This is a genomic window from Burkholderia metallica, from assembly GCF_001718555.1.
Taxonomy (GTDB): domain Bacteria; phylum Pseudomonadota; class Gammaproteobacteria; order Burkholderiales; family Burkholderiaceae; genus Burkholderia; species Burkholderia metallica.
The window spans coordinates 914595-938953 of record NZ_CP013401.1 but is presented as its reverse complement, the minus strand read 5'-3'; the positions used below and the strand labels follow the sequence as shown (position 1 = coordinate 938953).

Here is a 24359-nt window from a genome sequence, read left to right as displayed (position 1 = left end):
GTGACTTCATTCACCGATTCGATATCGAACCCGGTCGCCGACGCGTCGAAGCCCGCTGCCGCCGCGCGCGCGGCGGACGGCTTCGCGCTCGGCCTGCCGCCCCGCCCCGCGCTGCTGTCGCGGCGCGCATGGCTCGCGCTGATCGCGCTGTGCGTCGCGATCGGCATCGGCGTGCCGCTCGCCGCGCTCGTCGCGCCCGAGTCGAGCGCGTTCCACCTGTCCGCGTACGCGATGACGCTCACCGGCAAGCTGATGTGCTACGCGATCGCCGCGCTCGCGCTCGATCTCGTCTGGGGCTACTGCGGGATCCTGAGTCTCGGCCATGGCCTCTTCTTCGCGCTCGGCGGCTATGCGATCGGCATGTACCTGATGCGCGAGATCGGCCGCGACGGCAAGTACGGCAGCGACCTGCCCGACTTCATGGTGTTTCTCGACTGGCACCAGTTGCCGTGGTACTGGAGCGGCACCCAGCATCTCGCATGGGCGCTCGCGCTCGTCGTACTGGTGCCGGCCGTGCTCGCATGGGTGTTCGGCTTCTTCACGTTCCGCTCGCGCGTGAAGGGCGTGTACCTGTCGATCATCACACAGGCCATGACGTTCGCCGCGATGCTGCTGTTCTATCGCAACGAGACGGGCTTCGGCGGCAACAACGGCTTCACCGACTTCAAGCGCATCGCGGGCTTCGCGATCACGTCGCCCGCCACGCGCACGGTGCTGTTGCTGCTGACGTTCGCGACGCTCGTGCTCGCGTTCGTCGCCGCGCGGGCGATCGTCACGAGCAAGCTCGGGCGCGTCGTCACCGCGGTGCGCGACGGCGAGACGCGGCTGATGTTCCTCGGCTACAGCCCGCTCGCGTACAAGCTGTTCGTGTGGACCGTGTCGGCCGTGCTGTGCGGGATCGCGGGCGCGCTGTACGTGCCGCAGGTCGGCATCATCAACCCCGGCGAGATGTCGCCCGGCAACTCGATCGAGATGGCGATCTGGGTCGCGGTGGGCGGGCGCGGCACGCTGATCGGGCCGATCGTCGGCGCGTTCGCGGTGAACGGCGCGAAGAGCCTCTTTACCGCGTACTTCGCCGAATACTGGCTGTTCTTCCTCGGCCTGATCTTCGTGCTCGTGCCGCTGCTGCTGCCGCGCGGCATCATGGGCCTCGTCGAAACCGTGCTCGAGAAGGGGAAACGCGCATGAACGGAACGGCTCTCTACCAGTTCACGCCGCCGCCCGACGACGATCCGCTGACCGTCAGCGGCACCGCGTCGATGGGACGCGTCGTGCAGCCCGGCATCGATACGTCGCACGGCACGATCCTCTACCTCGAGGACATCGAGGTGAGCTTCGACGGCTTTCGCGCGCTGAAGAAGCTGTCGCTCGCGATCGACGCGGGCGAGCTGCGCTGCGTGATCGGCCCGAACGGCGCCGGCAAGACGACGATGATGGACGTGATCACCGGCAAGACGCGCCCCGACGCGGGCAAGGTGTTTCTCGGCCAGACGCTCGACCTCGCGCGGATGAACGAGCCCGAAATCGCGCGCGCGGGCATCGGCCGCAAGTTCCAGAAGCCGACCGTATTCGAACAGCATCCGGTGTGGGAAAACCTCGAGCTCGCGATGCAGACCGACAAGGGCTGGCTCGCGTCGCTGCGCGCGCGGCTCGACCGTGCCGCGCAGGCGAAGATCGAGGAGACGCTCGCGCTGATCGGCCTCGAAAGCCACGCGTATCGCGCGGCCGGCGAGCTGTCGCACGGACAGAAGCAGCGGCTCGAGATCGGCATGCTGCTGATGCAGCGCCCCGCATTGCTGCTGCTCGACGAGCCGGCGGCCGGGATGACCGATCACGAGACGATGGAGCTCGCCGATCTGCTGAACACGCTGCGCGGCACCTGCTCGATGATGGTCGTCGAGCACGATATGGAATTCGTCGCGGCGCTCGCGGGCGACACCGGACGCGTAACGGTGATGGCCGAAGGCGCGGTGCTCGCGCAAGGCACGCTCGACCAGGTCAAGCGCGACGACGCGGTGATCGAGTCCTACCTCGGAAGATGATGCGATGCTGAAGATCGATGCACTGAACCAGTACTACGGCGGCAGCCATATCCTGCGCAACGTGAGCCTCGCCGCCGACGACGGCAAGCTCACCGTGCTGCTCGGCCGCAACGGCGTCGGCAAGAGCACGCTGCTGCGCTGCCTGATGGGCGTCGTCCCCGCGAAGAGCGGCAGCGTGTCGTGGCGCGGCACGGCGCTCGGCGCGATGCCGCCTTATGCACGCGTCGCGGCGGGGCTCGCGTACGTGCCGCAGGGCCGCGACATCTTTCCGCGGCTGACCGTCGAGGAGAACCTGCTCGTGGGCGCGGCAAGCCGGAAAGCGCCGTCCAGGGTGCCCGACCGCATCTACGACCTGTTCCCGGTGTTGAAGGACATGCGCGCACGGCGCGGCGGCGACCTGTCGGGCGGCCAGCAGCAGCAGCTCGCGATCGGCCGTGCGCTGATGAGCGAGCCGCAGCTGCTGATCCTCGACGAGCCGACCGAAGGCATCCAGCCGTCGATCATCCAGGACATCGGCCGCACGCTGCGCCAGCTCGTCGACGAAGCGGGGATGACGGTGCTGCTCGTCGAGCAGTTCTACGACTTCGCGCAATCGATCGCCGATCGATACTGGGTCATGAGCCGCGGCGAAATCGTCGCGGGCGGCGACGCGCGCGACATGGCAGCGAACGGGGTGCGCGAGCTGATCGCCGTCTAGCCGGAAAAGCGGCGCGCGGCGGGTATCGCTTGCGGCTGTCGCCCCGGTGCGTCGCCGATTCATGCAGGTCGAGCTGGCGCCGGCGCAGCGGCACCGCCCGGTGCCCGCGTTGCCCGCACTGCAACGCGGGCACCGAAACGTATATTGTTCCGGTAGCATCCACGTTCTGCGTGCCCGTTTCACTGCTCTCCCGTTCACCGCCGATGTCCGCCCCCGATTCCCACGCCCCGCTGTCCCGCCCTGCCGTCGCCAAGTCGTGGCGCGGCCGCCTCGAACTCGGCTTCGAGCGGCACGGTGCGCGCACGACGCTCGCGCACCGGCTGCACGACGGCCCGCTGCGCGTGCAGCGGCCGCTGTACCCGGAAGGCGACGCGATCTGCCACGCGGTGATCGTCCATCCGCCCGGCGGCGTCGCGGGCGGCGACCGGCTCGACATCGACATCGCGCTCGGCGACGGCACGCACGCGGTGCTCACGACACCTGGCGCGACCAAGTGGTACAAGTCGAACGGGCTGGACGCAACGCAGCGCATCGGCATCACGGTCGGCGAACACGCGAAGCTCGACTGGCTGCCGCAGAACAACCTGTTCTTTGACGCCGCGCACGCGTCGCTCGACTTCAGGCTGACACTCGGCACGGGCGCCAGCGCGATCGGCTGGGACGCGACGCAGCTCGGTCGGCAGGCGGCCGGCGAAACCTGGTCCGCGGGCCGCATCGCGTCGACGTCGGCGCTCGTCGATGCCGACGGCCGGCCACTGTGGACCGAGCGCGCGCTGCTCGATGCGCACGACCCGCTGCGCGGCGCGCCGCAGGGTCTCGCCGGTTTTCCCGCGTACGGCACGCTGTGGGCAGTCGGCGCCGCGTGCGACACCGCCCTCGCCGAATCGCTCGCCGCGCGGATGCCGTTCGATGCCACGCTGCGCGCGGGCGCGACCTGCGTGACACCCGGCGTCGTGCTGGTGCGCGCGCTGTCGACGTCGATGGAAGCGCTGCAACGCCACTTCACCGACTGCTGGCTGCACCTGCGGCCGATCGTGCACGGCGTCGACGCGCGGCCGCTGCGCCTCTGGCAAACCTGAGCGCGCTCGCGCCACGCACCGTTTCGGCGCAGCGTCGCGGGCGGCGCTGCACGCTCCCCATGCATCGCGCACCAGGAACGCGCACGGCGTGGCGTTCCGTGCCATTGGCACGGGCCTTGCTCCTTACATAACCGATACACGACGCACGCAAAACAGCGCGGTGCTACGATGACCCGCGCGTTCGCCCCATTGCGTACGCACCGATAAAAATTACGTTTTCCTGAACGTCTGCCTTCATGAAACTGACTCCCCGCGAGAAGGACAAGCTGCTGATCTTCACGGCGGCGCTGCTGGCCGAGCGCCGTCGCGCACGCGGCCTGAAGCTCAACTATCCGGAGGCCGTCGCCTTCATCACCGCCGCGCTGATGGAAGCCGCGCGCGACGGCAAGACGGTCGCCGAAGTGATGCATTACGGCACGACGCTGCTCACGCGCGACGACGTGATGGACGGCGTGCCGGAGATGATTCCCGACATCCAGGTCGAGGCGACCTTCCCCGACGGCACGAAGCTCGTGACCGTCCACCATCCGATCCCGTGAGCGAGGTCCGCGCATGATCCCCGGCGAAATCCTCACCGACGACGGCGAACACGAACTGAACGCGGGCCGCGCGACGCTGACGCTCGTCGTCGCGAACACCGGCGACCGCCCGGTGCAGGTCGGCTCGCACTACCACTTCTTCGAGGTCAACGACGCACTGTCGTTCGATCGCGCGGCCGCGCGCGGCTTTCGCCTGAACATCGCGGCCGGCACCGCCGTGCGCTTCGAGCCGGGCCAGACGCGCACCGTCGAGCTGGTCGCCCTCGCGGGCGATCGCGCCGTCTACGGTTTTCAGGGCAAGGTGATGGGGCCGCTGTAAGCCGCGCCCCGCTCTTCAGGAACAGCAACATGACACTACGCTTGAGCCGCCGCGCGTACGCGGAAATGTTCGGGCCGACGACGGGCGACCGCGTCCGGCTCGCCGACACCGAACTGCTGATCGAGATCGAACGCGACTTCACCACCTACGGCGAGGAAGTGAAATTCGGCGGTGGGAAAGTGATCCGCGACGGGATGGGTCAGTCGCAGCGCGTGGCCGCCGACGTGCCCGACACGATCATCACGAACGCGGTGATCCTCGATCACTGGGGCATCGTGAAGGCCGACATCGCGATCAAGCACGGCCGTATCGCCGCGATCGGCAAGGCCGGCAACCCCGACATCCAGCCGGGCGTGACGATCGCGATCGGCGCCGCGACCGAAGTGATCGCCGGCGAAGGGCTGATCGTGACGGCCGGCGGCATCGACACGCACATCCACTTCATCAGCCCGCAGCAGATCGACGAGGCCCTCGCATCGGGCGTCACGACGATGCTCGGCGGCGGCACGGGGCCGGCCACCGGCACCAACGCGACGACCTGCACGCCGGGCCCGTGGCACATGGAGCGAATGCTGCAGGCCGCCGACGGCTGGCCGATCAATCTCGGCTTTCTCGGCAAGGGCAATGCGAGCCTGCCGCAGCCGCTCGTCGAGCAGATCGCGGCCGGCGCGATCGGGCTGAAGCTGCACGAGGACTGGGGCACGACGCCCGCCGCGATCGACAACTGCCTGTCCGTCGCCGACGAGACCGACACGCAGGTCGCGATTCATACCGACACGCTGAACGAAGGTGGCTTCGTCGAATCGACGGTCGCCGCGTTCAAGGGCCGCACGATCCACACGTACCACACCGAAGGGGCCGGCGGCGGCCACGCGCCCGACATCCTGAAGGTGTGCGGCGAGGCGAACGTGCTGCCGTCGTCCACCAACCCGACGCGCCCGTACACGATCAACACGCTCGACGAGCATCTCGACATGCTGATGGTGTGCCATCACCTCGATCCGTCGATCGCCGAGGATCTCGCGTTCGCCGAATCGCGCATTCGCCGCGAGACGATCGCGGCCGAGGACATCCTGCACGACCTCGGCGCGCTGTCGATGCTGTCGTCCGATTCGCAGGCGATGGGCCGCGTCGGCGAAGTGATCATCCGCACGTGGCAGACCGCGCACAAGATGAAGGTGCAGCGCGGCGCGCTGCCGGAAGACGGCGCGCGCAACGACAACTTTCGCGCGAAGCGCTACGTCGCGAAGTACACGATCAATCCGGCGCTCACCCATGGGATCGCGCACGAAGTCGGTTCGATCGAGCCGGGCAAGTGGGCCGACCTCGTGCTGTGGGAACCGGCGTTCTTCGGGATCAAGCCGTCGATGATCCTGAAGGGCGGGATGATCGCGATGGCGCAGATGGGCGACCCGAACGCGTCGATCCCGACGCCGCAGCCGGTTCACTATCGCGAGATGTTCGCCACCCGCGGCGGGGCGCTCGCGCGCACGTCGCTGACCTTCGTGTCGCAGATGGCCGCCGATGCGGGCATCGCGGAACGCTACGGCCTCGCGAAGCGGATCGTGCCCGTGCGCAACTGCCGCAACGTGACGAAGGCCGACATGATCCACAACGCGTGGCGTCCGTCGATCAGCGTCGATCCGGAAACCTACGACGTGATCGCCGACGGCCAGTTGCTCACCTGCGAGCCGGCGACGGTGCTGCCGATGGCGCAGCGTTATTTCCTGTTCTGATCCGTTGCAGGTTTTCGTTTCATGCGCACCCTCGACAAACGCATTGCCCCGAACGTGAAACTCGCCGCGTCGCTCGTCGCGCGCGCGCCGACGCTCACGCTCGCCTACGACGCCCGCTGCAAGAGCCGCCTCGCGGCGACGCTCGATACCGGAGAGGACGTCGCGGTCCTGCTGCCGCGCGGCACGATCCTGCGCGACGGTGACGTGCTCGTCGCCGACGACGGCGCGCTCGTGCGCATCGCCGCGGCGCCCGAAACCGTGCTGCACGTGCGCGCGGCCGATCCGCTCACGCTGATGCGCGCCGCCTACCATCTCGGCAACCGCCACACGCCGGTCGAGATCGGCGACGGCTACCTGAAGCTCGAAGCCGACCCGGTGCTCGCGGACATGCTGCGCCGCCTCGGCACGCAGGTCGAGGAAGCGCACGCGCCGTTCCAGCCGGAAGCCGGTGCGTACGGCGGCGGTCACAAGCACGGGCACGATGCAACGTTCGCCGAGGATTACGCGCTCGCGCAGCAAGTGTTCGGCGAGCATCACGGCCACGCGCATTCGCACAGCCATAGCCACGACCACGACCACGACCACGACCACGACCACGACCATCAGCATGGTCCCAGATGCGCGCACGGCCACGGCCATGACCACCACTGAACTCGTCGCGCTGCTGCATCTCGCGTCGCCGGCGCTGCCGATCGGCGCGTACAGCTATTCGCAGGGCCTCGAAGCGGCGCTCGACGCGAACCTGATCCACGACGCCGATTCCGCGCGCGACTGGATCGCGAGCGGCCTGACCGACGTGCTCGCGCACGGCGAGCTGCCGTTCCTCTCGCACCAGCTCGCACGCTGGCATGCGCACGACGCGCACGCGCTTGCCACGGAAAACGCGTGGTACGTCGCGAGCCGCGAATCGGCGGAACTGCGCCGCGAAACCGAACAGATGGGCTGGTCGCTCGCGCAGCTGTGCGCGTCGCTCGAATGGGGCGACGCCGCGCGTCGCGCGACACTCGCGTCGCTGTCGCCGGTCGCACTGCCCACCGCATTCGCATACGCAGCCGCCGCACACGACGCGAGCGCCGACGCCGTGCTCGCCGCCTACGCATTCGGCTGGGTCGAAAACCAGACGTCCGCCGCATTGAAGGCCGTGCCGCTCGGCCAGCTCGCCGGGCAACGCATCATCGTCGCGCTGCGCGGCGCGATCGACGCGGCCGTGCGCCGCGCGCTCGCGACGCCGCCCGACGCCGTCAACACGTTCGCGCCGCAGCTCGGCATCCTGTCCGCGCGGCACGAAACCCAGTATTCGCGGTTGTTCCGCTCCTGATCCCATCGCCAGACCATGAACGCACCTGCCCCCTCCTCCGCCCGCCGCACGAAGAAACTGCCGCCGCTGCGCGTCGGCATCGGCGGCCCCGTCGGCTCCGGCAAGACCACGCTGCTCGAAATGCTGTGCAAGGCGATGCGCGACCGGTACGACCTCGTCGCGATCACCAACGACATCTATACGAAGGAAGACCAGCGACTGCTGACGGTCGCGGGCGCGCTGCCCGAGGAACGCATCATGGGCGTCGAGACGGGCGGCTGCCCGCATACGGCGATCCGCGAGGATGCGTCGATCAACCTCGAAGCCGTCGACCGGATGCTCGCGCGCTTTCCCGATGCCGACATCGTGTTCATCGAATCGGGCGGCGACAATCTCGCCGCGACCTTCAGCCCCGAACTGTCGGACCTGACGATCTACGTGATCGACGTCGCCGGCGGCGAGAAGATTCCGCGCAAGGGCGGCCCGGGCATCACGAAGTCCGACCTGCTGGTGATCAACAAGACGGACCTCGCGCCGCTGGTCGGTGCGAATCTCGACGTGATGGCGTCCGACACGAAGAAGATGCGCGGCGAACGGCCTTACGTGATGACGAACCTGAAGGCGCTCGAAGGCGTCGCGGACGTGATCGCGTTCATCGAGAAGAAGGGGTTGCTCGCGGTCTGAGCGGCACGGCGGCGCCCTCCGGTGCCGCCGCGCAGGCTCCCGGCGGCATTGCGCCGCCTTCGCTTAGTCGTCGGACGTGTCCTGCTCGTCCTGCAGCGCCCGCGCGCCGCGCTCGGCGGGCGGCAGCAGCGCCGCGAGCACGTCGACCGTGCGCGCGGTCGCGCCGCGGTGACGCGACGCGAACGCCGCACCGGCCGCGCCCATCGCGATGCGCCGCGCGTTGTCGGCGAACAGCGCGTCGAGCACGTGCGCGAGATCGAGCGGGTCCGCGACCTGCAGCGCCGCGCCGGCCGCGACCGCGTCGGCGGTCGCCTGCGTGAAGTTGAACACGTGCGGCCCGATCAGCACCGGCACGCCGACCGCGCATGCTTCGATCAGGTTCTGGCCGCCGAGCGGCAGCAGGCTGCCGCCGATGAACGCGATGTCGGCCGCCGCGTAATACGCGCCGAGCTCGCCCATCGAATCGCCGAGCAGCACCGTCACGTCGTCCGGCAGCGATTCCGCCGCCGGCTTGCCGGCCGCGAGCGCCGCTGCGTCGGCAGCCCACACCGAGCGGCGCACGCACTTGAGCCCGCTGCGCACAACGAGCGCCTCGACTTCGGCGAATCGCTGCGGATGACGCGGCACGAGCACCAGCAGCGCGCCGGGCGTGCGCATTTCCGCGAACGCCTGCAGCACCAGCGCCTCTTCATTCTCGCGCGTGCTGGCGGCCACCCACACCGGCCGCGCGCCGATCGCGTCGCGCCACGCATGGCCGCGCGCCGCGAGTTCCGGCGGCGTCGTCATGTCGAACTTGAGGTTGCCGAGCACGGTCACGTTGCGCGCGCCGAGCGACGTCAAACGCTCCGCATCGGCCGGGCTCTGCGCGAGCACGCGCGAGAAGCCGCCGAACACGTCGCGCGTCGCCGCGCCGAACTTCGCCGCGCGCCGGAACGAACGCGCGGACATCCGCGCATTGGTCAGCACGAGCGGCACGTCCGCGCGGCGGCATTCGTCGATCAGCGTCGGCCACACCTCGGTTTCCATCACGAGGCCGAGCGTGGGCCGCCACGCGCGCAGGAAGCGCCGCACCGCGCCGGGCATGTCGTACGGCAGGTAGCCGCGCAGCACACGATCGCCGAAGATCTGCTCGCCGGTCGCGCGCCCGCTCGGCGTCATGTGCGTGAGCAGGATGCGCGCATCGGGGCGCACGCGCATCAGCGCGTCGATCAGCGGCTGCGCCGCGCGCGTCTCGCCGACCGATACCGCGTGCACCCAGATCAGCGGCGCGCGGTCGTCGCGCGAGCGGCCCGCCACGCGGCCGAAACGTTCGCCGATGTGCTCGCGATAGCCGCGCTCCCTGCGCGAGCGCACGTAGAGCCGGATGACGGCGATCGGGGCGACGAGCCACCACAGCGCGCGATAGATCACCCTCAGCATGCGGCGACCCTCGTCTTGCTTCGGAGCAGCGGCGCGCTCAAACCAGCGCCCTGCCCGTCAGGCGTTCGAGAATGCCGAGCGGCGCGCATTCGCGGCGCACCATCGCATCGACCGGCAGGAAGAAGGTCTGTTCGAGCATGAACTGGCCGGACATCACAGCGTGCGAAGTCTGATCGGAGAAACATATCCACACGCTGCCCGGCGGGAACGGCATCGTCTGCTGCGGGCAGGTTTTCTGGTAGTCGAGATCGGCCTTCATCCCGTCGTGCAGGTTCAGCATCAGGTGGTCGTACGCGCTGCGCGGCGACTTCGTCACGTGCAGCAGGTTCAGCAACCACGCGGAACCGGGGAACTGCGGCCTGATGCGCGGCAGGAAGCGCTTCGCGACGTCCTCGAACGGCTCGCCGACGCGCCACACGCGCGGCACGCCGGCCGGGTTCACGTTCGTGAACACGCGCAGGATGCGTTCGCCGTAGTTCGGCCGCGACGGAAACGCGTCGACGTGCAGTCGGCTGTCGTCCTTGCGCCACGACGTCTGGCGCGTTTCGACCTGCATCAGCCGCAGGCTCGTCGGCGCGACGCGCAGCTTGCCGCGGTATTCGGGAAAGAGGCCGTCGACGAGCGTGCCGGCCTGCTGCTGGAAGCGCGCGACGAGCGCGCGCACCGCCGACTGGGTGACGCTGTCGCCGAGCACCCCGGCGAGCGCGCCGCCGTTCGGCGCGAGGCTGATGTTCTTGCGTTTCGGATCGGCGAGCGCCGGATCGAGCAGCGCTTCCTCGCCGCCTTCGATCGCGAAGCGCAGGTGCGGGAAATACAGCACCTTGCCTTCCTCGACAGCGGCCAGCAGGTGTTCGCGCGGCGCCGACAGGTTGTGTCCGCTCCAGTCGGCGGACGGGACTTCGATGATCTGGGATTCGCTCATGATCGGTTCGCGTGGGTTCGCATGTGACGGGCGTTACAGCAGACCGAAGCCCGCGAGCGCCGACTTCACCTGCCCGATCGACGGGGGCTGCCCCGCCGTGCCGAGATTGACGACGTTCGGCGACCAGTAGCCGCCGGTCCGCCAGGCCGTCGAGAAATTGTACAGTTCGACCGTCGGACGCTTCAGCGCGGCCGCGATGTGAACCAGACCTGTATCAACCCCGACGGTCGCGGCCGCGCCGTCGATCAACCCGACCACGGCCGGCAGCGACAGCTTCGGCGGCACGATCGCCGCCGCGCCGAATTCCTTCGCGAGCCGCTCGCTGGTCGCGCGCTCCGCGTCGTTGCCCCACGGCAGCACGAGCGACGCGCCGCGCCGCACGAGCGCCTGGCCGAGCTCGATCCACGCGGCGTCCGGCCACTGCTTGTCGGCGCGCGACGTCGCATGGACGAACACCACGTACGGCACCGGCAGGTTCAGGCCGAGCGCGGCCACGGCGAGCGCCGCCGCGCGCGTGTCGAGCCCGAAATCGACCGGATCGGCCGGCGTCGGCACCGGGTCGCCCAGCGCGGCCGCGACGAGTTGTCGCGAGCGCTCGACCACGTGCGTGCGCGGCGCGATCGGCACCCGCTTGCGGTAGAAGAAGCGCACCGGCCACTCGTAGCCGGCCCCGTCGGTGCGGTTGCCGAGCCCGACGAGCGGGCCGCGCGCCCAGCTCGCGACCCAGGCCGTCTTGATGAGGCCCTGACAGTCGATCACGAGGTCGTACTGCTCGGCCGCGAGACGTCGGCGAAACGCGCGGATCTCGCGCCACGTGGCGCCCGAGAACGGTTTCTTGCGCCAGCGGCGCAGCGAGAACGGCAGCACGTTGCGCACGCCTTCGACGAGCTTGACCAGGTCGACGAAGCTTTCCTCGACGAGCCAGTCGATCTGCGCTTCGGGGTGGCGGCGCCGGATATCGGCGATCACGGGCATGTTGTGCACGACGTCGCCCAGCGACGACACGCGCACGATCAGGATCTTTTGCACGCTGAAAAAACGCCGGCAGGCAGCCGGCGACAAGCAGAAAGGGGGGATTTTAGCTCGCCCGGCGGCCCGGACAGACAAAAAGCGGCCGCACGCCGCCGGCGTGCGCCGCTTTTCGGGATGGCGCGACGATCGGAATCGCCGTCGCGCCGTGGGCGGCCCGCAGGCCGCCGATGCTCAGAACGGCAGCTTGACGTCCGGCTTCGCGGCCGTCAGCACGCGGCGGAAGTCTTCCTGGATGCGCTTGAGGCCTTCCTGCGTCTCCGCCTCGAAACGCATCACGACGACCGGCGTCGTGTTCGACGAACGCGCGAGGCCGAAGCCGTCCGGGTACTCGACGCGCAGGCCGTCGATCGTCACGACTTCCTCGGCGCCGTCGAACTTCGCCTCTTTCTGCAGCTTGTCGATCAGGCGGAAGTTCTCGCCTTCGTCGAGCCACAGCTGCAGTTCGGGCGTGCTCATCGCATCCGGCAGCCCGTTGAGCAGCGCGCTCGGATCGGCCGTCTTCGCGAGGATCTCCAGCAGGCGCGCGCCCGTGTAGAGGCCGTCGTCGAAGCCGTACCAGCGATCCTTGAAGAACACGTGGCCGCTCATTTCACCGGCGAGCGGCGCACCCGTCTCGCGCAGCTTCGCCTTCACGAGCGAGTGGCCCGTCTTCCACATCAGCGGCTCGCCGCCCTTCGACTTCACCCATTGCGCGAGGTGGCGCGTGCACTTCACGTCGTAGATGATCTGCGCGCCCGGGTTGCGCGACAGCACTTCCTCCGCGAACAGCATCAGCTGGCGGTCCGGATAGATGATCTGGCCGTCCTTCGTGACGACGCCGAGGCGGTCGCCGTCGCCGTCGAACGCGAAGCCGATCTCGGCGTCGGTGTCCTTCAGCGCCTGGATCACGTCCTGCAGGTTTTCCGGGTGCGCGGGATCGGGGTGATGGTTCGGGAACGTGCCGTCGATGTCGGTGAAGCGCTCGACGAGTTCGCAGCCGAGCGCCTTGAACAGACGCGTCGCGAGCGGGCCGGCCACGCCGTTGCCGGCGTCGACGACGAGCTTCATCGGGCGGGCCGGCTTGATGTCGCCGACGATGCGCGCGATGTATTGATCGGCGACGTCGAATGCTTCATACGAGCCGCTGCCCGTTTCGAAGCGCTCGTCGACGATGCGGCGGTACAGCGCCTGAATCTGCTCGCCGTAGATCGCGGCGCCGCGCAGCACCATCTTGAAACCGTTGTAGTCGGGCGGGTTGTGGCTGCCCGTGACGACGATGCACGAATCGACGCGGCGCTCGCCGCCCTTCAGCGCGAGCGGCACGTTCGCGGCGAAATAACCGACCGGGGTGGGCACCATGCCGACGTCGACGACGTCGACGCCCGCCGCACGCAGGCCATCGGCGAGCGCGCCGACGAGTTCCGGCCCGGACAGGCGGCCGTCGCGCGCGACGACGACCGCATCGCCGCCCTGCGCGCGCACTTCGCTGCCGAATGCCCGGCCGATCGCGCGCGCCGTGTCGGTGTCGAGCGTCTTGCCGACCACGCCACGGATGTCATATGCCTTGAAGATGGATTGGGAGATCATCGATTCTCTTCTCTCTCAGTTGCGTGCATGGAAAATTGTCTGGCCTGCGTGGCGGCCTCTCGCCGGTGCCGCGCATGATACATGCCTGCCCGGCACGGCGCGAAACCGCAGGGGTGCAACGGCGGGAGCGATCCCGATCCCACTTATAATCGCGGGTTTCGATGACGCGCATGCCGCCCATTTTAATGCCTAGCCGTTCCGCCGCCGCCACTCCGCAGCCTCCGGGCGCCCTGCCGGCCGCCTTGCGCGCACGCGGCCACCGCGCATGCTGAAGCGTTTCGGCAACCCGGACGTCGCGAAGGCCGTCGCGAACCTCGTCTGGCTGGGGCTCGAACGGCTCACGCAGATCGGCGTCGCGATCGCGATCAGCGGCCTGCTGGCCCGTTATTTCGGGCCAGATGTGTTCGGCAAATGGCAGTATGCGAATACGCTCCTCCTCGTGCTGGCGCCGCTCACCTGGGTGTGCGGCGCGGAAATCCTCGTCCCGACCATCGTCCAGCGCCCGCCCGCCCAGCTCGGCGCGGTGCTCGGCAGCGCGTTCGCGCTGCGCATCGCCGTCTCGGCCGCCGCGCTCGTCGCGACCTGGCTTGCGATCGCCGCCGGCGCGTTCGATCCGCTCGTCGGCGCGATGCTCGCGGGCCTCGCGGTCACGATGGTGTTCCGCGAACCGTTCGTCGGCGTCATCAACGCGTGGCTGCAGAGCATGACCTACAGCAAGCCGCAGCTCGTCACCAGCATGGTCACCGCGCTGGTGAAGGCGCTGCTCGTCTGGCTGCTGGTGCGCGCGGCCGCCGGCCCCGCCCGCTTCGCGTGGCTGTGGGCGCTCGAGGCCGCCGCGATCGGCTTCGCGCTGGTGCTGTACTACCGCCATCGTAACGGCGGCGCGCTCGGCTGGACGTTCGACAAACCGCTGTTCCGGCACTTTGCGACGGCCGGCACCGTGTTCTGGCTCGGCCTCATCTGCATGTATCTGTTCCTGAAGCTCGACCGCCTGATGCTCGAGCGTCACGTGTCGTTCGCCGATCTCGGCCGCTACTCGGCCGCGCAACAGCTCAACGAGAACTGGATCACGCTCGCGCTGATGCTCGCGCAGACGCTCGCGCCCGCCTTCGTCTACCGCGTGCAGGACGTCGCGCGACTGCGCCGCAACATCGTCCGGCTGATCGCGATGACGGCCGGCCTGATGACGGCCGGCGCGCTCTTGCTCGACGCCGCCGCCCCGCTGATCGTCGGCAAGGTGTTCGGCCGCGGCTACGAGGCGTCGGTCGACATCTTCCGCTGGGCCGTCTGGCTGTCGGTGCCGGCCGGCATCGAGGCGATAGGCAATCTTATCGTCCTCAAATATCAAGCAAAATTCGTGTTGCTGTCGAAATGGCTGCTCGCGCTGGCGATCGCCGCGCTCGTCAACCTGTTCGCGATCCCGCGGTTCGGCCTGTACGGTGCGCTCGCCGGGCTCGCGGCCGGCTACCTGGCCGCCGCCGCCGTCAATTTTTATTACATCCGTTTCAAGCTGAAACCATGACGTCCCCTGATTGCACGCCCCCGCTCGACGACGTGGCCGTGCTGATGCCGGCCTACAACGGGCACGACGACGTCGTTCGGACCCTCGCATCGTTTCGCGAGGACGCGCCCGTGCACGTGCTGATCGTCGACGACGGCAGCACGCCGCCGATCGTCGCCCCCGACCTGCCGGGCCTCGCGATCGACGTGCTGCGCATGCCGCGCAACGGCGGCATCGAGCGCGCGCTCGCGGCCGGCATCGACGCGCTCGCCGCGCGCGGCTTCCGCTACGCGGCGCGCATCGACGCGGGCGATCTCGCCGTGCCGCAACGTCTCGCGAAGGAGCGTGCGTATCTCGACGCCCACCCGCGCGTGGCCTGCGTCGGCATGTGGACGCAGGTCGTGTCGCGCGCCGGCGAACCGCGCTTCATGCTGACGCCGCCCGCCGATCCGCAGACGCTGCGCCGCACGCGCTTCCTGCGCTCGCCGCTCGTGCATCCTTCTGTGATGTTGCGCATCGACGCCGTGCGCGAAGTGGGCAACTATCGTGCGAAGTACCGCGCGGCCGAGGATCTCGATCTTTTTTTACGGTTAATGCAACGCTACGATTGCGCGAACCTGCCGGAACTCGGCCTCTATTACGAGCTGAACGAGGGCGGGATCAGTGCGACCAAGCGCCGGCGCCAGCTCGTGTCGACGCTCACGCTGCTGCTGAGCCACTTCAACGTGCTGAACCCGTACGACTGGGCCGGCCTCGCCAAGAACCTGCTGCATTTCGTGACGCCGTACCGTACGCTGCAGCGGATCAAACAGACGCTGTTCGCCGCGCGGCCGTCCGCCTGACGCGCATCCGGCGCTTTCGGCAATTTCGACGCTTTATTTTTTCTTTTTTTCATGTCCGCCACCTCCCCGCTGCGCATCGCGCTCGTCTGCAACACGGCCTGGGCGATCTACACGTATCGCCACGGGCTGATCCGTGCACTCGTCGCGCGCGGCGCCGAGGTCGTCGTGATCGCGCCGCACGACCGTACGGTGCCCTTGCTCGAACGGATGGGCTGCCGCTATGTGGCGCTCGCGGTCGCATCGAAAGGCACGAGCCCGCGCGAGGATCTCGGCACGCTCGCCGCGCTGGTGCGTCACTACCGCGCGCTGAAGCCCGATCTCGTGTTCCACTACACGATCAAGCCGAACATCTACGGCTCGGTCGCCGCGTGGCTCGCGCGCGTGCCGTCGATCGCGGTGACGACCGGGCTCGGCTACGTCTTCATCCAGAAGAGCCGCGCGGCGAGCGTCGCGAAGCGCCTGTACCGGTTCGCGTTCCGCTTCCCGCGTGAGGTGTGGTTCCTGAACCGCGACGATCTCGCGACCTTCCGCGACGAGCAGCTGCTCGCGCATCCCGATCGCGCGCGGCTGCTGCACGGCGAAGGCGTCGATCTCGAACAGTTCGCGCCCGTGCCGCTGCCCGCCGGCGACGCGCCCGTCTTCATCCTGATCGGCCGGCTGCTGTGGGACAAGGGCGTGCGCGAATATGTGGAGGCCGCGCGCATCGTGCGCGCGCGCTTCCCGCATGCGCGCTTCCAGCTGCTCGGGCCGCTCGGCGTCGATAATCCGAGCGCGATCGGGCGCGCGGATGTCGACGCGTGGGTCGGCGAAGGCGTGATTGAATATCTCGGCGAAGCGCACGACGTGCGCCCGCATATCGCGGCGGCCGACTGCGTCGTGCTGCCGTCGTACCGCGAAGGCGTGCCGCGCACGCTGATGGAAGCATCGGCGATGGGCCGCCCGATCGTCGCGACCGACGTGCCGGGCTGCCGCGACGTCGTCGCCGACGGCGACACGGGGTTCCTGTGCCGCGTGCGCGACAGCGGGAGTCTCGCGGAACAACTGGATCGCATGATCGCGCTCGGCCCGCAAGGCCGGGCGGCGATGGGCGCACGCGGCCGGCACAAGGTCGCGGCGGAATTCGACGAACAGCAGGTCGTCGAGCGCTACAGGCAGACCATCCATTCGTTGACCGGATTCACATTCTGAAGGAGCGCATCAACAATGACCGCCAAAGGCACCATCCTCGTGACCGGCGGTGCGGGCTACATCGGCTCGCACACCGCCGTCGAGCTGCTCGACAACGGCTACGACGTCGTGATCGTCGACAATCTCGTCAACAGCAAGGCCGAATCCGTGCGCCGCGTCGAGCGGATCACGGGCAAGACGCCCGCGTTCCACCAAGTCGACGTGTGCGACGAAGCCGCGCTCGCGAAGGTGTTCGACGCGCACCCGATCACCGGCACGATCCATTTCGCGGCGCTCAAGGCCGTCGGCGAATCGGTCGCGAAGCCGCTCGAGTATTACCAGAACAACCTCGGCGGCCTGCTCGCCGTGCTCAAGGTGATGCGCGAGCGCAATGTCAGGCAGTTCGTGTTCAGCTCGTCCGCGACCGTGTACGGCGTGCCCGAGCGTTCGCCGATCGATGAATCGTTCCCGCTGTCCGCGACGAACCCGTACGGCCAGTCGAAGCTGATCGCCGAGCAGATCCTGCGCGACCTCGAGGTGTCCGACCCGTCGTGGCGGATCGCGACGCTGCGCTACTTCAATCCGGTCGGCGCGCACGCGAGCGGACTGATCGGCGAGGATCCGGCCGGCATCCCGAACAACCTGATGCCGTATGTCGCGCAGGTCGCCGTCGGCAAGCTGGAAAAGCTGCGCGTGTTCGGCTCCGACTACCCGACGCCGGACGGCACGGGCGTGCGCGACTACATCCACGTCGTCGATCTCGCGAAGGGCCACATCGCTGCGCTCGACGCGCTCACGACACGCGACGCGAGCTTCGTCGTGAACCTCGGCACCGGCCAGGGCTACAGCGTGCTGGAAGTCGTGCGTGCGTTCGAGAAGGCGTCGGGCCGCCCGGTGCCGTACGAACTCGTCGCGCGCCGCCCGGGCGACATCGCCGAGTGCTATGCGAATCCGCAGGCCGCGGCCGACATCATTGGCTGGCGCGCGACGCTCGGCATCGAGGAAATGTGTGCCGACCACTGGCGATGGCAGGAGGGCAACCCGCGCGGTTTTGTATAATCCGCTGTCCATTTTTCGAGCGATCCCATGCTCAGCTTCGCGTCCGGCTTCATCGTCTCCCTGCTCGTCACGCTGTTCATCGTGCGCTACGCGCACCTTCACGAGAAATTCTCGATCGACAGCGACCTGGCCGGCGTGCAGAAATTCCACGTGCGGCCCGTGCCGCGGGTCGGGGGCATAGGGATCCTTGCCGGGGTCGTCGTGGCCGCGCTGGTGCTGTCCCGGCGCTACCCGACGATCTCGGGCAGCATTCTGGGCATCGCTGCCTGCGGGCTGCCTGCGTTCCTGTCCGGCCTCGTCGAGGACCTGACCAAGCGCGTGTCGCCGCGCGCGCGGCTGCTCTGCACGATGGGTGCGGCCGCACTGGCGTTCTGGCTGCTCGGTATCGCGGTCAAGCGCATCAGCGTGCCGCCGCTCGATTTCCTGCTCGGCTACGTGGCCATCTCGGCGTTCATCACCGTGCTCGCGGTTGCGGCGCTGGCGAACGCAATCAACATCATCGACGGGTTCAACGGGCTCGCATCGATGGTCAGCTTCATGATGTTCGCGTCGCTCGCGTATGTCGCGTTCCACGTCAACGACCCGGTCGTGATGTCCGCGTCGATCATCATGATGGGTGCGGTGCTCGGCTTCTTCCTGTGGAATTTCCCGGCCGGACTGATCTTCCTCGGCGACGGCGGCGCGTATTTCATCGGCTTCATGCTCGCTGAGCTCGCGATCATGCTCGTGATGCGCAATCGCGAGGTGTCCGCGTGGTATCCGGTGCTGCTGTTCATGTATCCGATCTTCGAGACCTGCTTCTCGATCTACCGGAAGAAATTCATCCGCGGGATGTCGCCGGGGATTCCGGACGGCGTGCATCTGCACATGCTCGTGTACAAGCGGCTGATGCGGTGGGCGGTGGGCACGAAACACGCGCACGATCTGACGCGGCGGAATTCGCTTACTTCACCCTATCTGTGGCTGCTGTGCCTCGTCGCGGTGATACCGGCGACGCTGTTCTGGCGGCATACGGTGCATCTGTTCGTGTTCGTCGTGCTGTTCGCGCTGACGTACGTGTGGCTGTACCTCAGCATCGTGCGGTTCAGGGCGCCGCGGTGGATGGTGGTGAGGAAGGCGCGGCGCAGTCACTGACGCGCGTACCGGCTTCCGGATGAAAAAAGCGCCCTGCGGGCGCTTTTTTTTCTTGCCGCCCGGTGCTCGGACCAGGGTCGCATCACCGGCTCGATGCGGCGCGCCCCGACGGCACGCTCTGCAGCACGGGGGCAACGGTCGTCTGATATTCCGGCACCCAGCGCCGCAAATCGCGTCGGACCTCGTCGTCGCTCAGCACGCGGTGCTGCATCAGCCATGGCAGCAATTCATCGAGCAGGTTGTCCGGCACTTCACGCGCGCGCGCAATCCGCAATTTCGGATGAGGCGTACGCGTCGTCGCCTCGTCGTCCGCGAGCAATTCCTCATAGAGCTTCTCGCCGGGCCGCAGCCCGGTGAACTCGATCCGGATCTGCTCTTCCGAGAAACCGTACAGGCGGATCAGGTCGCAGGCGAGGTCGACGATCTTCACCGGCTCGCCCATGTCGAGAATGAAGATCTCGCCGCCATGCCCCATGCTCGACGCCTGCAGCACGAGTTGCGATGCTTCCGGGATCGTCATGAAGAACCGCGTGATCTCCGGGTGCGTGACCGTGACCGGACCGCCCTTCGCGATCTGCTGCTGGAACTTCGGAATCACGCTGCCCGCGCTGCCGAGCACGTTGCCGAAGCGCACCGTCTCGAATTGCGTGCGCCCGCTCGTCTGCTGCAGCGCCTGGCAGGCCATTTCGGCGAGGCGCTTGCTCGCGCCCATCACGTTGGTCGGGTTGACGGCCTTGTCGGTCGAGATCAGTACGAAGTGGCGCACGTCGTGGCGGATCGCCGCGCGCGCCACGCGATACGTACCCAGCACGTTGTTGCGCAGCGCCTGCCATGCGTTGTGCTCCTCCATCAGCGGTACGTGCTTGTACGCGGCCGCGTGGAACACGATGTGCGGCGCGTGGCGCGACATCACCTGGTCGAGCAGCAGCGAATCCTTCGCGTCGCCGATGATCGGCAGGACCGGCAAATCGGGGAAGCGCTCGCGCAACTCCTCGGTCAGCCGGTACATCGCGTACTCGGACAGGTCGAACGCGACGAGTTGCGCCGGCGCGAAACGCAGGATCTGCCGGCAGAGCTCGGAGCCGATCGAGCCGCCCGCGCCCGTCACCATCACGACGCGGCCACGCAGCAGCGCCTCGACGTGCGGCGTGTCGATCGTCACGGCGTCGCGGCCGAGCAGATCCTCGAGATCGATGTTGCGCACCTGCGACAGGAAACCCTGCCCCGGCATCAGCGCGGTCAGCGACGGCAAGACCATTGCCTTCACGCCGGCCCGCACGCACAGCGTCGCGACGCGGCGCTGCGTCTCCACCGATGCCGACGGGATCGCGATGATCGCGTACTCGACCTTCATCGCGTCGGTCCAGTGCTTGAGGTCGTTGAACGAGCCCAGCACCTTGTAGCCGTAGATTTCGCGGCCCTGCTTCGTGACGTCGTCGTCGAGCAGGCCGACGAGGCGCCATTCACCGGAGCGCGACAGTTCGCGCGCAAGGCTTGCACCGGCCGTGCCGGCGCCGAGCACCAGTACGGGTTTGCCCTTCCCGACGAGGCCGCCGTACAGGTAGTACTCCTTCGTCGCGCGATACAGCGCACGCGCGCCGCCCATCGCGAGGAACAGCATCAGCGGTGACACGAGCAGCACCGAGCGCGGAATGATCGGCTGCGGCTGGAACATCACGGCGCCGATCATTACGATCACGCCGCCGCCGACCACCGCCTTCGCGATGCGCATCAAGTCGGGCAGGCTCGCGAATACCCACAGCCCGCGATACAGGCCGAACCCGTGGAACATCAGCGCGTAGACGGGCAGCACCCACGTGAGCGCTATCAGCGCGCCGCTCAGGAAATCATGTGGGATGCTACCGTTGAAACGAACGAGATAGGCGAACAACCACGCGGCAACAACCGCCGTCAGGTCGAACAGGAATGCACTCAATGACAGCCAAGATGCTTTGGATCGCAACATCGGCGGGAGACCTCAAGAATTGTTTTCGGCGGCCGCTTGAAACCGGCGCCAACGCATGTCGATCAACCACCCGAACCATGCTAGGACGCCATACCACGCGAAGAACGACAGCCATTGCTGCAGTTCGGGGCGGCCCTTTGCCCACACGGCGAGAATTATGCCCGCGAGCATGATGAGGTACCAATACAGAGCGGTTCGACCGTGACTGATGCCCGATCGGACCATTCGTTGATAATAATGCTCGCGGTGCGCTTGCCAGAACTTTTCGCCGCGTAACAGACGTCTCAAAAGTGTTACAGATGCGTCGGCAATAAAGGGGGCGAACACCATCGCGGGGAACCAGATCGGCCAGACGTCGGTACGCCAGCCCCAGTAGCCTAGCGCACCGGCCAGGAATCCGAGCGGGATCGAGCCCGCGTCGCCGAGGAACAGCCTGGCCGGGTGGAAATTGAGCAGAAGAAAGCCGAGCGCCGCGCCGGCCACTGCCGCGCCCGCCACGGCGAGATCGGGCGACGTATGCGGGCCGCCGAGCGCCGCGACCGCGTATCCGCCGAAACCAAACAGTGCCATGCCGCCCGCGAGACCGTCGGCGCCGTCCATGAAGTTGTACAGGTTCGTCAGCCAGACCATCGCGAAACCCACGCCGGCGAGCAGCCACCACGGTGCGTCGGCCGGGAAGACGACGATCAGCGCGACGACTGCCGCGAGGTGCGCGGAGAATCGCACGCGGGCAGGCAGCCCGCGCCGGTCGTCGATCTGCGACATCGCGGCGAGTCCCGCGGCGGCGATGGCAATCAACCACAGTCGCGGCGCCAGCGTCAGCAGCGCAACGACACAGACGGGCACGATGCCCCATCCGCCGACGCGCGGTGTCGGCAGCGTATGGAGCGAACGGTCGTTCGGAATGTCGGTGGCCAGGCGCCAGGCCCACCCGGTGGCAAGCAGTACGCGGAGAATCGTCGTCGAGGCGAATGCGGCGGCCAGGGCCACCGCGGCCGTGGTGAGCCAGGTGGGATTCGCGAGAAGCATGTGGCTTTTATTTTCGTGTATCGCGCGAACGATACCATGCGGCGGTCGCTTCGAGGCCCTGGCGGGTCGTATAGGGCGGCTGCCAGTCGAGCACGCGCCTGATCCGACCGGTATCGAGTTGCAGACTGCCCGTCAGGCGGTCGATAGCCGCACTGCGACCGGTCAGCTTTCCGAGCACACGCAACAGCGCCGGCGGCACCGCGATCAGCCTCGTCGGCTTGCCGAGCGCGTCGCCGACGAGGCGCAGCAGGCCCGCGACCGTCGGGGCGTCGTCGTCGGCGACATGAAAGCATTCGCCGGCCGCTCGCGGGTCGATTGCGCAACGCAGCAGCGCGTCGGCGAGATTGTCGACGTAGACGATGCTGCGGCGCGCCGAAACCGCGCCGAGCGGCAAGGGCATCCCGCGCGCGACCGCGTCCATCATTCGCAGGAAGTTGGCACGGACGGCAGGGCCGTAGACGAGCGGCGGACGAACGACGACGACATCGAGCCCCACGGATGCGCCGAACTGCGCAAGCTGCCGTTCCGCTCGCAGCTTCGAACGGCCGTATGCATCCTGCGGGTCGGGTTCGAACGCTTCCGACAGGGGTATTCCGCCATCGCCCTCTCCGACCGCCTTGATGCTGCTCGCGAACACGATGCGGCGCACGCCGTGATGGCGCGCGGCGTCGGCGAGACGCAGCGTGCCGGCGACGTTGGTGGCATCGAACGCAGCGTCGGGATCGGGGGACTCGTCGCGCATCACGTGCACGCGCGCGGCGAGATGAATCACACAATCGGTGGAAAGGTCGGCGGGCCACGCTTCATCCAGACCCGCGAAATCGGCGGTGTCGTGGACCCATTCGCGTACGCCGTCGATGCAGCCGCCCGGACGTCGCACCAGCGCGGTAACCGTGTGCCCAGCTTGCAGCGCGAGTCGGCACACTGCCCGGCCGACGAAGCCGTTCGCTCCTGTGACGACGAGGTGACTCACCAGAACCTCCAGCCGAAGCGGTTGTAGAACTGGAAGGCCGACGCGGCGAACATACGGATGTGCGCGAAGCCCTTGCGCGACGCACCACCACCGTGATGAACCACGCGCACCGACGGGACATACGCGACGCGGGCAACCTCGTGCGCGCGCAGGCTCAGGTCGTAGTCCTCGAAGTACAGAAAATAGCGCGGATCGAAGCCGCCGAGTTGCTTCAGGACTTCGGTGCGGAACAACATGAAGCAGCCACTGACGATGGGGGGATCCCAGACGACGTCGCGGTCGTTGATGACATCGCGCATTTCGTAGTGAGCGAGGCGCTTCGCAAAAGGCGCACGGAACCGAGCCGGCAGAAAGCCGCGCACGAGCAGATCGAGTACCGCCGGGTAACGGCGGCAGAGATACTGCTGCCTGCCCGTGTCATCGCCGATCCACGGTGTGAGTGCGCCGGCTTCGGGACGTGAGTCGAGAAACGCACGGGCGGCAACGAGCGCATCTGCGTCGAGATCGATGTCAGGATTTAAGATCAGGTGAAACGGGCGCGTCGACGATTCGATCGCGAGATTGTGCCCCCGTCCGTAACCAACGTTGCCGTGGCCTGACAGAATCCGGGTGGTAATGCCTTTCGTATCGAGATCATCAATCAATGCAGCAACGTCGCCCAGTCCACCGTTGTCAACGAGGAACAGTTCGACCGGAGAAGGCGCCGAGGCAGTGCACAGACCGGCACATGCTGCGCCCAGGCTAGTCAACGTTTGCCCGAGTTGAGCAATATCCGGCTGATAAACGACGACGGAAACCGACAATCCTTCGGCATCACTGGGTGGCAGGCTTGTTACATTCATCCGTAGTTCGGCTATGCGCTTGCCAGATGAAGCGCAGGTTAGACAGTCCAGCAGGTTGCGGCAACGCAGGTGCAGCCGCAGCCTCGCTCGACCGGCTGACCGGCAAACTCGCGGCGCATTTCACGGTGCCAACGGCGCAATTCTAACGTCAGCACGGCCATCGCCGGCATAAAAGCTGCCCCTTAATTCCGGCTCGCCATTTGATGGCGTGGGTGAGCATTACGCGACACACGCCGCCTCGTGAAGCACGCCGCACCAATCTTCACCGCCATCCACGGCGGCGCGATTCCGTTGCGGAACAAGGTGAATGCGGCAGTCGCTACGCTCAACGGGTCAGTCCGCGTATCGGAACACAAGCGGGACGTATTGTCCGACGGACTGAGCACGGCAAACGTCGATCGGCCCGACGCCCACAACCGGCCGGATGAAGCCGAAACCGACCCGTCTGCAACCCGATCGGCGGTTGCCGCGCGGGAATCGGACGTTGTCAGCATGCATTAGTTGAACGCGGAAA

At 67.7% G+C, this 24359-nt stretch carries 23 protein-coding genes; 15 read left to right on the top strand and 8 right to left on the bottom strand.

What is annotated here, in order from left to right:
• The 10 genes from urtC to ureG all read left to right on the top strand — a co-directional run bounded on the left by urtC (position 1) and on the right by ureG (position 8393).
• Positions 1-1188, top strand: coding sequence for an urea ABC transporter permease subunit UrtC (gene urtC / locus WJ16_RS04185; RefSeq protein ID WP_069255975.1), 1188 nt, complete (start codon positions 1-3; stop codon positions 1186-1188).
• Complete coding sequence (gene urtD, locus WJ16_RS04180; protein WP_069255974.1) at positions 1185-2042, top strand: urea ABC transporter ATP-binding protein UrtD; 858 nt, start codon at positions 1185-1187, stop codon at positions 2040-2042. Before urtC ends, urtD begins: the two co-directional genes overlap by 4 nt.
• Before the next feature lie 4 nt (positions 2043-2046).
• On the top strand, positions 2047-2739 hold the full coding sequence (gene urtE, locus WJ16_RS04175) for an urea ABC transporter ATP-binding subunit UrtE (RefSeq protein WP_069255973.1): 693 nt from the start codon (positions 2047-2049) through the stop codon (positions 2737-2739).
• A gap of 203 nt (positions 2740-2942) precedes the next feature.
• Positions 2943-3818, top strand: a complete 876-nt coding sequence (locus WJ16_RS04170) for an urease accessory protein UreD (protein WP_069255972.1) — start codon at positions 2943-2945, stop codon at positions 3816-3818.
• Between the two features lie 236 nt (positions 3819-4054).
• On the top strand, positions 4055-4357 hold the full coding sequence (gene ureA / locus WJ16_RS04165) for an urease subunit gamma (RefSeq protein ID WP_006406310.1): 303 nt from the start codon (positions 4055-4057) through the stop codon (positions 4355-4357).
• A 13-nt stretch (positions 4358-4370) separates the two neighbouring features.
• Positions 4371-4676 carry an urease subunit beta gene (locus WJ16_RS04160; RefSeq protein WP_046545089.1) on the top strand — a complete coding sequence of 102 codons (306 nt, stop codon included), beginning with the start codon at positions 4371-4373 and terminating at the stop codon, positions 4674-4676.
• A gap of 29 nt (positions 4677-4705) precedes the next feature.
• Positions 4706-6412, top strand: coding sequence for an urease subunit alpha (gene ureC, locus WJ16_RS04155; RefSeq protein ID WP_069255971.1), 1707 nt, complete (start codon positions 4706-4708; stop codon positions 6410-6412).
• Between the two features lie 21 nt (positions 6413-6433).
• Complete coding sequence (gene ureE / locus WJ16_RS04150; RefSeq protein ID WP_069255970.1) at positions 6434-7063, top strand: urease accessory protein UreE; 630 nt, start codon at positions 6434-6436, stop codon at positions 7061-7063.
• Complete coding sequence (locus tag WJ16_RS04145) at positions 7050-7730, top strand: urease accessory protein UreF (RefSeq protein WP_069255969.1); 681 nt, start codon at positions 7050-7052, stop codon at positions 7728-7730. Before ureE ends, WJ16_RS04145 begins: the two co-directional genes overlap by 14 nt.
• A 15-nt stretch (positions 7731-7745) precedes the next feature.
• Positions 7746-8393 carry an urease accessory protein UreG gene (ureG, locus tag WJ16_RS04140; protein ID WP_069255968.1) on the top strand — a complete coding sequence of 216 codons (648 nt, stop codon included), beginning with the start codon at positions 7746-7748 and terminating at the stop codon, positions 8391-8393.
• 63 nt (positions 8394-8456) lie between these two features.
• On the opposite strand, the gene waaA is transcribed toward ureG, so the two are convergent.
• The 4 genes from waaA to WJ16_RS04120 form a co-directional block, all read right to left on the bottom strand.
• Complete coding sequence (waaA, locus tag WJ16_RS04135; protein ID WP_069255967.1) at positions 8457-9812, bottom strand: lipid IV(A) 3-deoxy-D-manno-octulosonic acid transferase; 1356 nt, start codon at positions 9810-9812, stop codon at positions 8457-8459.
• Between the two features lie 37 nt (positions 9813-9849).
• Complete coding sequence (locus WJ16_RS04130; protein WP_069255966.1) at positions 9850-10734, bottom strand: Kdo hydroxylase family protein; 885 nt, start codon at positions 10732-10734, stop codon at positions 9850-9852.
• 33 nt (positions 10735-10767) lie between these two features.
• Entirely contained in the window at positions 10768-11763 is a 996-nt protein-coding gene (gene waaC, locus WJ16_RS04125; protein WP_069255965.1) for a lipopolysaccharide heptosyltransferase I, read from the bottom strand.
• A 174-nt stretch (positions 11764-11937) separates the two neighbouring features.
• Positions 11938-13332, bottom strand: a complete 1395-nt coding sequence (locus tag WJ16_RS04120; protein ID WP_069255964.1) for a phosphomannomutase/phosphoglucomutase — start codon at positions 13330-13332, stop codon at positions 11938-11940.
• A gap of 265 nt (positions 13333-13597) precedes the next feature.
• On the opposite strand from WJ16_RS04120, the gene WJ16_RS04115 reads away from it, so the two are divergent.
• Genes WJ16_RS04115 through WJ16_RS04095 form a run of 5 tightly spaced genes read left to right on the top strand, consistent with a single transcriptional unit; the run spans position 13598 to position 19035 of the window.
• Positions 13598-14854: a lipopolysaccharide biosynthesis protein gene (locus WJ16_RS04115; RefSeq protein ID WP_069255963.1), complete on the top strand. Its 1257-nt coding sequence runs from the start codon at positions 13598-13600 to the stop codon at positions 14852-14854.
• Positions 14851-15675 carry a glycosyltransferase gene (locus WJ16_RS04110; protein WP_069255962.1) on the top strand — a complete coding sequence of 275 codons (825 nt, stop codon included), beginning with the start codon at positions 14851-14853 and terminating at the stop codon, positions 15673-15675. The genes WJ16_RS04115 and WJ16_RS04110 overlap by 4 nt, the downstream gene beginning before the upstream one ends.
• A 51-nt stretch (positions 15676-15726) precedes the next feature.
• The gene (locus WJ16_RS04105) at positions 15727-16863 is read left to right on the top strand and encodes a glycosyltransferase family 4 protein (RefSeq protein ID WP_069255961.1); all 1137 of its coding nucleotides are present in this window, start codon (positions 15727-15729) and stop codon (positions 16861-16863) included.
• A 15-nt stretch (positions 16864-16878) separates the two neighbouring features.
• On the top strand, positions 16879-17901 hold the full coding sequence (gene galE, locus WJ16_RS04100; protein WP_069255960.1) for a UDP-glucose 4-epimerase GalE: 1023 nt from the start codon (positions 16879-16881) through the stop codon (positions 17899-17901).
• 27 nt (positions 17902-17928) lie between these two features.
• Positions 17929-19035, top strand: a complete 1107-nt coding sequence (locus tag WJ16_RS04095; RefSeq protein ID WP_069255959.1) for an MraY family glycosyltransferase — start codon at positions 17929-17931, stop codon at positions 19033-19035.
• 82 nt (positions 19036-19117) lie between these two features.
• On the opposite strand, the gene WJ16_RS04090 is transcribed toward WJ16_RS04095, so the two are convergent.
• Genes WJ16_RS04090 through WJ16_RS04075 form a run of 4 tightly spaced genes read right to left on the bottom strand, consistent with a single transcriptional unit; the run spans position 19118 to position 23845 of the window.
• Entirely contained in the window at positions 19118-21001 is a 1884-nt protein-coding gene (locus WJ16_RS04090) for a polysaccharide biosynthesis protein (RefSeq protein ID WP_069255958.1), read from the bottom strand.
• Positions 21002-21013: 12 nt separating this feature from the next.
• Positions 21014-22030, bottom strand: coding sequence for an MraY family glycosyltransferase (locus WJ16_RS04085; protein WP_069255957.1), 1017 nt, complete (start codon positions 22028-22030; stop codon positions 21014-21016).
• A 7-nt stretch (positions 22031-22037) separates the two neighbouring features.
• Positions 22038-23003: a UDP-glucose 4-epimerase family protein gene (locus WJ16_RS04080; protein WP_069255956.1), complete on the bottom strand. Its 966-nt coding sequence runs from the start codon at positions 23001-23003 to the stop codon at positions 22038-22040.
• Positions 23000-23845 (bottom strand): glycosyltransferase family 2 protein, encoded by an 846-nt coding sequence (locus WJ16_RS04075; protein WP_069255955.1) that lies wholly within the window; start codon positions 23843-23845, stop codon positions 23000-23002. Before WJ16_RS04075 ends, WJ16_RS04080 begins: the two co-directional genes overlap by 4 nt.
• Positions 23846-24359 lie beyond the last annotated feature (514 nt).

Excerpts from the sequence above, each read along its gene's own strand:
- urtD (WP_069255974.1), top strand. The coding sequence starts at position 1,185 with ATGAACGGAACGGCTCTCTACCAGTTCACGCCGCCGCCCGACGACGAT.
- urtE (WP_069255973.1), top strand. The coding sequence starts at position 2,047 with ATGCTGAAGATCGATGCACTGAACCAGTACTACGGCGGCAGCCATATC.
- WJ16_RS04170 (WP_069255972.1), top strand. The coding sequence starts at position 2,943 with ATGTCCGCCCCCGATTCCCACGCCCCGCTGTCCCGCCCTGCCGTCGCC.
- ureA (WP_006406310.1), top strand. The coding sequence starts at position 4,055 with ATGAAACTGACTCCCCGCGAGAAGGACAAGCTGCTGATCTTCACGGCG.
- WJ16_RS04160 (WP_046545089.1), top strand. The coding sequence starts at position 4,371 with ATGATCCCCGGCGAAATCCTCACCGACGACGGCGAACACGAACTGAAC.
- ureC (WP_069255971.1), top strand. The coding sequence starts at position 4,706 with ATGACACTACGCTTGAGCCGCCGCGCGTACGCGGAAATGTTCGGGCCG.
- ureE (WP_069255970.1), top strand. The coding sequence starts at position 6,434 with ATGCGCACCCTCGACAAACGCATTGCCCCGAACGTGAAACTCGCCGCG.
- WJ16_RS04145 (WP_069255969.1), top strand. The coding sequence starts at position 7,050 with ATGACCACCACTGAACTCGTCGCGCTGCTGCATCTCGCGTCGCCGGCG.
- ureG (WP_069255968.1), top strand. The coding sequence starts at position 7,746 with ATGAACGCACCTGCCCCCTCCTCCGCCCGCCGCACGAAGAAACTGCCG.
- waaA (WP_069255967.1), bottom strand. The coding sequence starts at position 9,812 with ATGCTGAGGGTGATCTATCGCGCGCTGTGGTGGCTCGTCGCCCCGATC.
- WJ16_RS04130 (WP_069255966.1), bottom strand. The coding sequence starts at position 10,734 with ATGAGCGAATCCCAGATCATCGAAGTCCCGTCCGCCGACTGGAGCGGA.
- WJ16_RS04120 (WP_069255964.1), bottom strand. The coding sequence starts at position 13,332 with ATGATCTCCCAATCCATCTTCAAGGCATATGACATCCGTGGCGTGGTC.
- WJ16_RS04115 (WP_069255963.1), top strand. The coding sequence starts at position 13,598 with ATGCTGAAGCGTTTCGGCAACCCGGACGTCGCGAAGGCCGTCGCGAAC.
- WJ16_RS04110 (WP_069255962.1), top strand. The coding sequence starts at position 14,851 with ATGACGTCCCCTGATTGCACGCCCCCGCTCGACGACGTGGCCGTGCTG.
- WJ16_RS04105 (WP_069255961.1), top strand. The coding sequence starts at position 15,727 with ATGTCCGCCACCTCCCCGCTGCGCATCGCGCTCGTCTGCAACACGGCC.
- galE (WP_069255960.1), top strand. The coding sequence starts at position 16,879 with ATGACCGCCAAAGGCACCATCCTCGTGACCGGCGGTGCGGGCTACATC.
- WJ16_RS04095 (WP_069255959.1), top strand. The coding sequence starts at position 17,929 with ATGCTCAGCTTCGCGTCCGGCTTCATCGTCTCCCTGCTCGTCACGCTG.
- WJ16_RS04090 (WP_069255958.1), bottom strand. The coding sequence starts at position 21,001 with ATGTTGCGATCCAAAGCATCTTGGCTGTCATTGAGTGCATTCCTGTTC.
- WJ16_RS04085 (WP_069255957.1), bottom strand. The coding sequence starts at position 22,030 with ATGCTTCTCGCGAATCCCACCTGGCTCACCACGGCCGCGGTGGCCCTG.
- WJ16_RS04075 (WP_069255955.1), bottom strand. The coding sequence starts at position 23,845 with ATGAATGTAACAAGCCTGCCACCCAGTGATGCCGAAGGATTGTCGGTT.